11 protein-coding genes are annotated in these 11,436 nt (G+C 65.9%); 6 read left to right on the forward strand and 5 right to left on the reverse strand.

The genetic code is table 11. The features are described from left to right. The first annotated feature begins 39 nt into the window (after positions 1-39). Entirely contained in the window at positions 40-1,563 is a 1,524-nt protein-coding gene (locus NOV65_RS10470; protein ID WP_257306403.1) for an acyl-CoA carboxylase subunit beta, read from the forward strand. On the opposite strand, the gene NOV65_RS10475 is transcribed toward NOV65_RS10470, so the two are convergent. Beyond that, entirely contained in the window at positions 1,550-4,483 is a 2,934-nt protein-coding gene (locus NOV65_RS10475; protein ID WP_257306404.1) for a bifunctional diguanylate cyclase/phosphodiesterase, read from the reverse strand. The genes NOV65_RS10470 and NOV65_RS10475 overlap by 14 nt on opposite strands. 238 nt (positions 4,484-4,721) lie before the next feature. Here NOV65_RS10475 and NOV65_RS10480 point away from each other — a divergent pair, with 238 nt between their 5' ends. Next, positions 4,722-5,243 carry a DinB family protein gene (locus NOV65_RS10480; protein WP_257306405.1) on the forward strand — a complete coding sequence of 174 codons (522 nt, stop codon included), beginning with the start codon at positions 4,722-4,724 and terminating at the stop codon, positions 5,241-5,243. A 7-nt stretch (positions 5,244-5,250) separates the two neighbouring features. Here NOV65_RS10480 and NOV65_RS10485 read toward each other — a convergent pair whose 3' ends face one another. Next, the gene (locus tag NOV65_RS10485) at positions 5,251-6,093 is read right to left on the reverse strand and encodes an RMD1 family protein (RefSeq protein ID WP_257306406.1); all 843 of its coding nucleotides are present in this window, start codon (positions 6,091-6,093) and stop codon (positions 5,251-5,253) included. A gap of 180 nt (positions 6,094-6,273) precedes the next feature. Here NOV65_RS10485 and NOV65_RS10490 point away from each other — a divergent pair, with 180 nt between their 5' ends. Further along, a complete protein-coding gene (locus NOV65_RS10490; protein WP_257306407.1) occupies positions 6,274-6,867 on the forward strand; it encodes a YceI family protein in 594 nt (197 codons plus the stop codon). A 109-nt stretch (positions 6,868-6,976) separates the two neighbouring features. After that, positions 6,977-7,672, forward strand: coding sequence for an alpha/beta hydrolase (locus tag NOV65_RS10495; RefSeq protein WP_257306408.1), 696 nt, complete (start codon positions 6,977-6,979; stop codon positions 7,670-7,672). 28 nt (positions 7,673-7,700) lie between these two features. Here the strand turns inward: NOV65_RS10495 and NOV65_RS10500 are convergent, their stop codons facing one another. Together NOV65_RS10500 and NOV65_RS10505 are read right to left on the reverse strand one after the other, a co-directional pair. Continuing rightward, entirely contained in the window at positions 7,701-8,240 is a 540-nt protein-coding gene (locus NOV65_RS10500; protein ID WP_257306409.1) for a hypothetical protein, read from the reverse strand. Between the two features lie 29 nt (positions 8,241-8,269). Next, a complete protein-coding gene (locus tag NOV65_RS10505; RefSeq protein ID WP_257306410.1) occupies positions 8,270-9,022 on the reverse strand; it encodes an outer membrane protein in 753 nt (250 codons plus the stop codon). A 113-nt stretch (positions 9,023-9,135) separates the two neighbouring features. Between NOV65_RS10505 and NOV65_RS10510 the strand changes: the two genes are divergently transcribed. Then, positions 9,136-10,014, forward strand: coding sequence for a 2-oxo acid dehydrogenase subunit E2 (locus NOV65_RS10510; RefSeq protein WP_257306411.1), 879 nt, complete (start codon positions 9,136-9,138; stop codon positions 10,012-10,014). Then, positions 10,011-10,889, forward strand: a complete 879-nt coding sequence (locus tag NOV65_RS10515) for a phosphatase PAP2 family protein (protein WP_257306412.1) — start codon at positions 10,011-10,013, stop codon at positions 10,887-10,889. The genes NOV65_RS10510 and NOV65_RS10515 overlap by 4 nt, the downstream gene beginning before the upstream one ends. On the opposite strand, the gene dtd is transcribed toward NOV65_RS10515, so the two are convergent. Then, positions 10,873-11,307, reverse strand: coding sequence for a D-aminoacyl-tRNA deacylase (gene dtd / locus NOV65_RS10520; RefSeq protein ID WP_257306413.1), 435 nt, complete (start codon positions 11,305-11,307; stop codon positions 10,873-10,875). The two genes, NOV65_RS10515 and dtd, sit on opposite strands and share 17 nt — an antisense overlap. Positions 11,308-11,436 lie beyond the last annotated feature (129 nt).

An 11,436-nucleotide genomic window follows, 5' to 3' on the forward strand; every position in this document is an offset into this window, starting at 1 on the left:
GGCCGCCCGCTATGCTGGAGGATCCATCCCGAGGTCGCCATGCAGCTGGAGCAGTTCCATTCCGAAGTTGAGCGTGTCAAGAAGGGCGGCTCGGCCAAGGCCCACGAGAAAAACACCGAGGCGGGCAAGCTCTTCGCCCGCGAGCGCATCCGCCTGCTGGTGGATGAGGGCAGCTTCGTGGAGGACGGCCTCTTCGCCAACGTGCTGCACAAGGACCTTCCGGCCGATGGCGTCATCACGGGCACGGCCACCGTGGACGGCCGCCCGGTGGCGCTCATGGCCAATGACAGCACCATCAAGGCCGGCAGCTGGGGCGCCCGCACGGTGGAGAAGATCATCCGCATCCAGGAAGTGGCCATGCGGATGAAGATCCCCATGCTCTACCTGGTGGACAGCGCCGGGGCGCGCATCACGGACCAGCTCGACATGTTCCCGGGTCGTCGCCATGCGGGAACCATCTTCCACATGGAGGTGGCGCTTTCGGGGCTAGTGCCCCAGGTCTGCCTGCTCTTCGGGCCCTCCGCCGCCGGCGGCGCCTACATCCCCGCCTTCTGTGACGTGGTGATCATGGTGGAAGGGAACGCCAGCATGTACCTGGGGTCGCCGCGCATGGCCGAGATGGTCATTGGCGAGAAGATCAGCCTGGAGGACCTGGGCGGCGCACGCATGCACTGCTCCGTGAGCGGTTGCGGCGATTTCCTCTGCAAGACCGAGGTGGAAGCCATCGCCCTCTGCCGCCATTATCTGGGCTACTTCCCCCAGCACTGCGAAGCCCCCGTCCCCGCCGCTGAGCCCAAGGCCGTGACCGCCAAGGCGAAGGACCTCCGGACCCTGGTGCCGATGGACATCATGGCTCCGTTCCAGATGAAGGATCTCATCGAGGGCCTGGTGGACGAGGGCAGCTTCCTGGAAGTGAAGAAGCTTTACGCGGGCGAGATCATCACCGGCTTGGCGCGCCTGGGCGGCAAACCCGTGGGCATCCTCGCCAACCAGCCCCGGGTGAAGGGCGGTGTGCTCTTCGTGGACAGCGCCGACAAGGCCACGCGCTTCATGACACTGTGCGACGCCTTCGGCATCCCCCTCGTGTTCCTCAGCGACGTACCGGGTTTCATGATCGGCAGTGCCGTGGAGAAGCAGGGCATCATCCGCCACGGCGCCAAGATGATCAGCGCCATGGCCAGCTGCAGCACGCCGCGAGTCTGCGTCGTGGTGCGCAAAGCTTATGGAGCAGGCCTCTACGCCATGAGCGGGCCGGGCTTCGACCCGGACGCCACGCTGGCGCTGCCCACGGCCAGCATCGCAGTCATGGGCGCCGAGGCCGCGGTGAACGCCGTCTTCGCCAACAAGATCGCGGAAAAGCCGGAGGAGGAGCGCGTCGCCTATGTCCAGCAGCTCCGCGACGAGTACAACGAGGACATCGACCTGAAGAAGCTGGGCGCCGACCTGCACGTGGACGCCATCGTGGATCCGACAGACCTCCGCGCTGAGCTCATCACCCGCCTCACCCGTGCCCGCCGCCGGGACGTCTGGCCCGCCAAGCGGCGGGCCGTCACCCCCGTTTGACGAGTGCCTCGAACTCAACGACAGGAAGAGGGCGGCTGAACAGGTACCCCTGGAAGGCATGGCACCCGAGGCTGGCCAGGAAGTCCCTTTGCTCGGCGGTCTCCACTCCCTCAGCGATGACGCCCAGGCCGAGGCTCTCGGCCAGCGCCACGATGGTGCCGGCGATAGCGGCATCATTGGGGTCGCTCAACACATCTCGGACGAAGGACTGGTCGATTTTCAGCTGATCGAATGGCATCCGCTTCAGGTAAGACAGGGAGGAATAGCCCGTTCCGAAATCATCCAGCGCGAAGCCCACGCCCCTGCCTCTCAGGATGGTCATCTTTCCGGCGACCTCTTCGGGATTCTCGACCAGCAGGCCCTCGGTCAATTCCAGCTTCAGCCGCTCCGGGTTCACGCCCGTGCTTCCGATCACCTCGATCAATTGGTCCACGAAGCCTGCCTGCCGGAATTGGCGAGGGCTGACGTTCACTGCGATCGTCAAATGGGCCATGCCGGGATCTTGGCTCCACGCTGCCAGCTGAACGCAGGCTGTCCTAAGGATCCACAGACCCAAGGGTAGGATCAGGCCGGTCTCCTCGGCCAGATGGATGAACTCGGCAGGGAGCACTGTTCCCCGTTCGGGATGTAGCCAACGCACCAGGGCCTCTGCGCCAATCAGGGCCCCATTCTCCAGGACCTGAGCCTGGTAATGGATGCAAAATTGCTGCTGCTCGATGGCCTCGCGCAGGCTCCTTTCGTGGGCGACGCGACTGATCACGGCGCTTTCCATGTCCGGGTCGAAGAACCGCAAGGTGTTGCGTCCGGATTCCTTCGCGCGGTACATGGCCAGGTCGGCCTGTTTCATCAGGTCATCGAGGGTGGTGTCCTTGCCCATGAACAGGGTGGCCCCCACGCTCGCCGTGCTCGTGTAGGGATGTCCGCCCAGCTGGTAGTCCGCATTGAGCGCCTGGATGATCTTCTCCCCAACCAATTCCGTCGACCGGGCGGCGTCCTCCGGGACCGGACTCAGCCCCGGCAGGACCACCACGAACTCGTCGCCCCCGATCCGCGCGACGGTGTCGCCCTCCCGGATACAAGCTGTCAGCCGCTGCGCGACCTGCTTCAGGAGGAGATCGCCCCGGTCGTGGCCCAACGTGTCATTGAGCGTCTTGAAGTGGTCGAGGTCAATGAAGAGCAGGGCGCCGTGGCCTTCATTCCGGGCGGTGGCGGTCATGGTCTGTTTCAGGCGGTCCATCAGGAGGGTCCGATTGGGCAGTCCCGTCAACTGATCGAAGAAGGCCAGTGCCTGGATCCTCTCTTCGGTCCTTTTCTGTGCCGTGATGTCGAAGTGGGTGCCGATGTAGTGGGTAACTGCCCCATCCTCCCCCGCTACGGCGGAGATGGTGAGCCATTTGGGGTACTCTTCACCGTTCTTGCGCCGGTCCCACACCTCACCCTGCCAACCACCGGTCTGCCCGATGGCCTCCCACATGGCCTTGTAAAAGTCCTGATTGTGGCGGCCCGACTTGAACATGCGCGGCGTCCGGCCCACGACATCCTCTGGGGCGTAGCCAGTGATCTCGGTGAACGCCTGGTTGACCCGCAGGATGGTCTCCTGGGCATCCGTGATGATCATGGCCTCCCTGGAATCGAAGACGGTCGCCGCCACCCTCAGGTCCGTCTCGATCCGTTTGCGGTCGGTGATGTCTTCGATGATCGACCAGATGGACGGCTGGCCATCCGGCAGCTTCATCAGCATGCCGTTGAGCCGGATGGAGATGAGGCTGCCCTCCTTGCGCACGTATTCCTTTTCGTAGGGTCCGTAGCGCCCGGTGCGCTTCAGGGATTCCAGCTGGCGGGCCTCCTCCACCTCGTAGGACTTGGGGGTCAAGGTCCAGTAGTCGAGGTGGGCGAGTTCCTGTGCGGTGTAGCCGGTCATGGCCTGGAAGGCGTCGTTGAATTCCAGGTAGTGGCCCTGCATATCCGTCAGCGCGATGCCCAGGGGTGACATCTCGTACAACCCTCGGAGCCTCGCCTCCCGGTCGCGGAGGCGCTCCTCCATTCTCACCCGTTCGGCCTGCAGGGCCGTGATCAGGAGACCCGTGAGGACCAGGGCGGTCATGTAGCTCCACAGGATCAATTGGCTGAGCTGGGGATTGAGGAAGCGGGAAAGCCCATGACCCATGAGCACGGCCCAGGCTGCCGCAAGGGAGAACCCCAGTCCGGCCAGGGCCGTACCCGTTCTCCCAAGGCGCAGGCCGGCCCAGGTGAGCAAGGGGAGGGTCAGCAAGGCGATGGGCAGTGACCGGCCTGCCTGCGAAGGGGGATGGATGAAGGCCAGCCAAACGACCGCGGCGGCGATGATGAGCCAGAGGACGTATTCCCTCCGGGCTTGCCTCAGCCGATCGAGGTTTTTCTGGTTGAGGGACAAGAGGAGCGGGGCGGCCAGGAACACGCCCACGGTATCTCCCATCCACCAGGAGAGCCAGGCTGGCCCTGCGGCCTTCAGCGGCATCGATCCCATGAGGAAGAGGCTCGCAGTGCCGAAGGTGGCCGAAACGGTCATGCCAAGGGCCGCCCCGACGATGAACAGGCCGACATCCTTCTGCCTCGAGAAGGCGGTGTCAAATTGGAACCGGGTGAGGTAGACCAGGGAGAGGATCGGCGCGAGGGTGTTGCCCACGGCGATGGCAGCGGCGAGGTGCCAGGTCGAGCCGATGGTGAGGTTGACCAGAAAAGCCCCCAGGGCGATGCCGGGCCAGACCCCGCGGCCCCATCGGAGGACCGCGGCCACCGCGAGGCCCGTCGGAAGCCAGATGAGGGTGATGTGCGTTCCCGCATAAGGTGTCTTCAGGCCCAGCCACCCCGTTGCAAAGTAGGCCAGGGCGAGAAGGCATTGCCGGTAGAACATCGAGGCTCTGGGGTGGGCTTGTTCCATCTGCGTGAGGGGGTCCGAGAGAGGCGTACCAGGAGCAAGAATGATCACACGCTCTGCTTTGAGAAAAGGTCTGGGCTGAACGGGGCGGTCTGGACGGCATTCCCGGTCTGATACCGACTCGCTATCGGTCTGCAGCCGGTAATGTTGACTTCGGTGCAGGGCTCACTTGGATCCAGGTGCTCTTCGCTTCACACCCAGGTCGTTGCGCTATGCTTCCTGCAGCTTTCGGGAGGTTCACATGTTCCGTCGCGTGGACGACTTCAAGACCATCTGGCAGCAGGAGGCGGAGAAGACCCTGGCGGTCTTCGCGGCCATCCCCGACGCGGCGGCCCACCAGGCCGTGGATGAGCAGCACCGGGACCTCCGGCGCATGGCCTGGCACCTGGTGGAGACCATCCTGGAACTGCCCCAGAACCTGGGTCTGAAGGTGAAGGGACCCGTCGGTCTGGGCTCCGATGGCTTCATCGCCACCCCGCCGCCTCCCACCATGGCCGAGACCGCTGCCGCGTATCGCGCGGTGAGCGAGTCCCTGCTGGATCACATGGGCAGCTGGAGCAACACCGAACTGGGCCGGAACTTCACCCTCTATGGCGAGACCTGGACCGGTGCCTTCGCGCTGTATGTGCTGGTGAGCCACCAGACCCACCACCGGGGGCAGATGACCGTCCTCATGCGGCAGGCGGGCCTGCATGTCCCCAGCCTCTACGGTCCGACCAAGGAGGGCTGGGCTGCGTTCGGGATGGAGGCGCCCAAGGTCTAGCGTTCGCTTACTTCAGGGGGAACTCCTTCCAGACAAACAGGACCACCTCCACCAGGATGAGCACGATGATGATCCACTCCAGCCGCTGATCCTTGCGGCGGGCCAGCACGTCCAGCACCGTGGCGCCCGCATCCTGGAGGTAGGCCACCTTCTGGTTCACAGCCGACAACCGTTCCTCCAGGTCGAACTGGTCGAAGAGGGCGCTGTCGAGGTGGGCCAGGGCCTCGCTTTCCCAGGTCTCCGGCGGATCATCGAAGAGGGTGAGGGTGTCCAGCACCGCGGCCCGCACCGCCATGGCGAAGCCCACCGTCCGCAGCAAGTCCTTCTGGCCGAACACCAGCCGCCCCTCGTCGCGGAGCGCCGTCACCACAGGCCCGAAGCGGGACATGGCCAGGCTCACCTCCACCTCCACCTCGTCCAAGGCGACGCTCTGGGCCAGGGCCAGGGAGACGACCTTCAGCTTGTCCAGGGAGAGCTCGCGCAGCCAGACCTCGGAGAAACCCACCCGGTCCGCCTCTGCCTGCAGGTGGACCCGCAGGTCATCCCGGGCGCCCTCCGCCCGGGCGCCCGTTCCCGGGAGGTCATCCAGATCGCGGAGCACTGCCTCCACGATCCCCGGGGAGGCGTTCCAGAACACCACGGCGCCGAAGCGCGAAAGGTAGACCCAGGCTCCGGCCTCGGGTTCGAGCACCAGGGGATTGGTGGACAGGACCCGGTAGTGGGGGTGGCGAGTGCAGAAGGCCCGGAAATCAATCTGGCCCAGGAAGTACTCGGCCCGGAGGAACAGCTCCTGGGCGGCCCCATTCAGGGGGAGCGGGATGTGCTGGAGCACCAGGGAACCCGAATCCATGGCCCCAATGTAGGCCTCAGGGGGCCACTCGGTGGTCCAGGCGATCGATCTGTTTGTTTAAGCTATTTTTTAACAATATTTTAGATATAGACAAAAAGAAATTTAGAAAAAGATGTTGCAACACGCTAATAACGGCCTAGACTTGATTGCATGGTGAAACACCTATTCCCTGGAGGCTTCATGCGACACCCCTTCCGCGTTCTGCTCGCCACCCTCGCCCTGGCGACGGTTCCTGCCCTGGCCGGTGAGGACACCTACAAGATCGATCCCGTCCACAGCGAGGTGAGCTTCAAGGTCAGCCACCTGCTGGCCAAGGTGAGCGGCCGCTTCACGAAGTTCGAGGGGCTCATCAAGGTCGACACCGCCGACATGAGCAAGTCCAGCGTGGACGTCACCATCGACGCCACCAGCCTCACCACCGACAACGAGGCCCGGGACAAGCACCTGAAGTCCCCCGATTTCTTCGACGTGGCGAAGTTCCCCGTCATCACCTTCAAGAGCACGGCCGTGAAGGAAGTGGCCAAGGGCAAGCTGGAGATCACCGGCGACTTCACCCTGCACGGCGTGACCAAGCGGATCAGCTTCCCCATCACCAACGCGGGGACCCAGCCCGGCATGGCGCCCGGCACCGTGATCGCGGGCTTCATCGACGGCGCCCTCAGCCTCAACCGCAATGAGTACGGCATCAAGACCTTCCCCGGCGTCGTCGGCGAGACCGTGGCCGTCAGCCTGAATGCCGAAGCCGGCAAGGTCGCCCCGACCGCTAAGAAGTAACGCTCGACCCGCGGCCCTCGAAGCCCTGCCCACCCCTTCCCGGAGGCCGCCATCCGCGGTCCCGGGAGGCCGGCGGCTTGGCGAGCGGGCTCACCCTCTGGAGATCCCAATGTCTTTCCCAGCCTCATCGATTGGTCCCCTCCAGGAGAACCCGGGTTCAGGACTGTCCTACCGCCTGAGGTTGCCGCAGCCCGCCCGGCCCAGGGCCCTCGTGGTGCTCCTGCACGGGGTGGGTGGCCAGGAGACGGACCTCGCCGACCTCGCGGCCGGGGTTGATCCTGAAACCCTGGTGGTGCTGGTCCGTGGCGGCCTTTCGCTTGGACCCGGACAGTTCGGCTGGTTCCGCGTGACCTTCACCGTGGAGGGCCCGAAGATCGCCATCGCGGAAGCCGAGGCCAGCCGCCACGCGCTCATCCGGTTCGTGGATCACATGCAGTCGCTTCATGGCGTGGAGGCCCGCCGGACCGTCATCGCGGGGTTCAGCCAGGGCGGCATCATGAGTGCCAGCGTGGCTCTCAGTGCACCCGAGCGCGTGGGCGGCTTCGCCATCCTGTCGGGCCGCATCCTGCCGGAGCTCGAACCCCGCATCGCTGGCCGGGAATGGTTGGCGCACCTGCGCGGCTTTATCGGCCACGGCGAACAGGACCCCACCCTCCCCCTGGCCTGGGCGCAACGGGCGGACCATTGGCTGGACGACCTGGGCATCCCCCACATCACGCGCGTATACCCCGCCGGCCACACCCTGAATCCAGAAATGCAGGCCGACGTCCTCGCCTGGATCGGCGGTCTCTCCGGAGCCGCCTGACATTGGTGGGTGCCGCTTCAAAACAGCCTTAGAATCGGGCTCCGATCTGGAGTTGGATGTCGAAGGCGCCGCTGTCGTCTTCGGAGCTGACACTGGTCCGGGTGGAGATTTTGGCGCCGGGGCTGAGGTAGAGGCCGAGGTTGAAGTAGGCGTGCCGGCCCAGGGTCCGGGTGTAGCCACCCCCGATGAAGGGGGCCGTGGTGGCGGCCCGGCTCACCTCGCCGGTCATCAGGGATTCCTCGCGCTTGGACCATCGATACACGGCCCCGCCGAGGTACCAGGTGCCCGGGGACTCGGGGCGGAAGAGGTAGTCCACGAGTGGACCAGTTCGCGCTTCGGTCGTTTCCGTCAGCCTGCGACCAGTGAAGGGATCATTGAAGTGGTCCCGCCACTGGACGTGCCGGTAGCCGAACTGCCAGTGGCTCGAGGCCGGCCGGAAGCTGATCTGGAAGTCCTGCCCCTGATCGGCCACGAGGAACACCCCGACCCCGGCCCGGAAGTCCTGGGCCTGCAGAAGGGAGATGCCCATGGTCAGCGCCATGAGCCATGCGAGGGAGCGCCGCCCCATCGGTCCACCTCCTTCCCGCTGGATAGGGTCTAGAACCTCCGCCCGATGCCCAGCCACACGTTGGGTCCGGTGGAATCGGTGTCGGCCGTGACGGTGGGCGGGGCCATGGAACCGCTGGCCGGCACATCATGCTTGAGACGGGCCCAGGAGTAGCTCACGCCAGCCTCGGCGTACCAGGTGCGCTTGTCCGAGAAGTAGACGTCCACGCCAGCGCCGACCGTGAACATGGGGAACCAGCCGTCGTTGTCGACGTGGACCAGGGTCTCATCCAGCAGGTCGTTGCGGAGGGTCAGGAGCGTCTGGTCCTTCTCGTAGGCGATGCCGAGGCCTGCCTGGAAGAAGGGGATCCAGCGGTGGTTGGTGCCCATGGGCCGGAACTGGACCAGGGCCAGGAGGTCAGCGTAGATCGAGTATTTCTGCTCGAAGGCGAGGGTGGCGGGGCCGGCGAGGGTGTCCACGGTGGTCGAGCCGTCGATCTTCCCGCGGGAGTAGTCGAGTTCGAGGCCCACCTTCCAGCGCGGTTCCAGTTCTCGGTAGGCCTGCACGCCAAGATTGAGATTCGCCACGTCGTCCCAGGTCTTGAACGACGAGCCCAGGGCCGCGTTGATGTCCTTGATCTGGCGGTTCGTCTCCGTCTGCTTGGGCCAGCTCTGCTGGAGGTAGACGGTCATGGTCCAGGGGTTCGGGGCCTCCTGGGCCCGGGCCGGGGCTCCGCTCAGGAGGAGGCCCGCGGCGAGCAGGCCGGAGGCGGGCAGGCGGAGGCGTGCGGAGGGCGTCGGCATGGGATCCCCGGAAAGGTTGCCCCATGGATAATCCCGGCCTTCCAGGGTGTCAATGCGAAAAGACGATTTCCGGGTCTTCTTGACAGGTCCGGTCCGGATGACAACCCTGGTCCATGCCCCTCTTCTCCCGTCCTGATGGCGACCTGGTCCGCGGCGAGGCCCCGGTGCGGCGCATCATGCCGTATCTCATGTGGGGGCGGAACGAGAGCTGCGTCTACCAGGAGTCCCTCTTCCGCATCGCCGCCGCGCGCACTTGGCTCAAGGCCTACAATCGCTCCCACCACCCTCGCGCCACGCTGTTCCACCTGGTGGCCTACGCGGTGGCCGTGGCCCTGGAGGTCCGACCGCGCCTGAACCGGTTCGTCTCCGGGGGGCGCATCTACCAGCGCCGGGGCGTGTTCTTCTCCTTCGTCGCGAAGAAGGCCTTCACGGAGGATGCCCCGGGGGCCACCGTGAAACTTGCGGCCACCGAGGGTGAGAGCTTTCCGGCCTTCTCTGCGCGCATCTCGACCCATGTGGACGAGGCGCGGGAGACGGTACGGGGTGTCGACAAGGAAGTGGCCCTGATCATGCGGCTCCCCGGTCCCCTGGTGCGTCTGCTGGTGGCCTTCGCCCGGGGCCTGGATCACTGGAATCTCTTCCCGGCGTTCATGATCCGCGACGATCCCATGTACGCGAGCATCTTCCTCGCCAACCTCGGGTCCGTGGGCGTGTCCGACGTCTTCCACCACCTCTACGAGTACGGCACTGTGTCCATCTTCGGAGCCGTCTCCGCCCCCCGGCGCGCGGCCTTCGTCAACCGTGATGGCGTGACCGTGGAGGAGGCCCTTGCGGTGCGCTGGACCTTCGATGAGCGCATCGATGACGCGTTCTCCTGCGCCCGCTCCCTGGTGCTGGTACAGAAGATCCTGGAGGACCCCGGCCGGTGGCTGGGGGCGCCGGAGGGGACGCCCGTGTGGCAGGGCACGGCGATGGATGCGCGGGAATCATGACGGCCGGGGCGATCGTCACCTTGCGGCCCTCCGAGCGGCTCACGGTCCTGGTCCTTGCTGGCCTGCTGTTGCTGACCCTCCTGGCGCACCCTGAAGGTTGGGGCCTCCGGACCGCGACTTTCATGGGACTGCTCCTGGCGGTCCTGCTGCTGGGCCGGTCCAGGGGAAAGGGGGCCCTGTGGCTGCGCGACTTCGCCCCCGTGGCGGTGGTGCTGCTCGTGTTCCTACTCCTGCAGCCTCTGGTGGTGACCGTGAACCCGCATCGGTGCGACGCAGCGCTGGCCGCCTTCGACCAGCGCTGGTTCAGCAGCCTGGCGGCGGCCTGGCACGGCGCCTTCGGCCGGCCCGCGGTCTTCACCGACCTGGTCTACCTCGCCTATGCGAGTTTCTACCTGCTGCCCATCGCCGTGGGCGTGCTGGCGCGGCTCCGCCTGGGTCCCGAGGGCTACGAGCGAGTGGCGTTCGTGATCCTCCTCGGGTTCTACCTGTCCTTCCTCGGCTACTTCCTCTGGCCCGCAGAGGGCCCCCGGGTGCCTGAGGCCCTGGCAGCGGCCCAACTGGGAGGGGGAGCGATCTCCCAGGCCGTCCGGGCCTTCCTCCACGGTGCCGAGGCCACCACCCTGGATGCCTTCCCCAGCGGCCACACGGCCCTGTCCGTGCTGCCCGCCTACCTGGCCACGCGGGCCTTCCCCCGCCTGGCGGTGCTTTTCTGGGTCTGGGCTCTGGCCATCGTGTTCGCCACCGTCTACATCGGCGTCCACTACCTGGCAGACGTGGCCGCGGGCCTCCTGCTGGCGGGTCTCACCCTGGCGCTGGCCTCCCCGCTGGCGCGTGGCCTGGACATCGGCACCCGCCTGTTCACCGCTCCAGAATGAAGGTCACCGGACCGTCGTTCACCAGCTCGACCTCCATGTGCTCCTGGAAGAAGCCGGATTTCACGCGGGGGTACTGGGCCTTCAGCAGATCGAGGAACTTGCGGAAGAGCACCCGGGCCGCCTCGGGATTCATGGCCTGATCGAAGGAGGGCCGCCGGCCCCGGACGATGCTGCCGGCCAAGGTGAACTGGCTGATGGCCAGGATCTCGCCACCCATCTCCTGCAGGCCGAGGTTCATCTTCCCGTCGCCATCCTCGAAGATGCGCAGGGAGGCGATCTTGGCCGCAGCCCAGGCGCAGGTCTCCTCCGTGTCCCCAGTCTCGAGGCCCGCCAGCACCAGCAGGCCGGGCCCGATGGCGGATTCCAGCCCCCCGCACCGCACCGAAGCCCGTTTCACCCGCTGGATGACCGCCTTCATCGGACCCCCCTTCGAACTGTGCCATGGGGAAGGCGCCAGGTCATCGGTGGGCGCCCAGCCCGCCATTCATCCTCAACCTCCAGGTCCGCTTCGGCGTAACCTGATTTCCTCACCCATTCTTTCCAAGGA

Source organism: Geothrix campi (assembly GCF_024609265.1).
Lineage (GTDB): Bacteria > Acidobacteriota > Holophagae > Holophagales > Holophagaceae > Geothrix > Geothrix campi.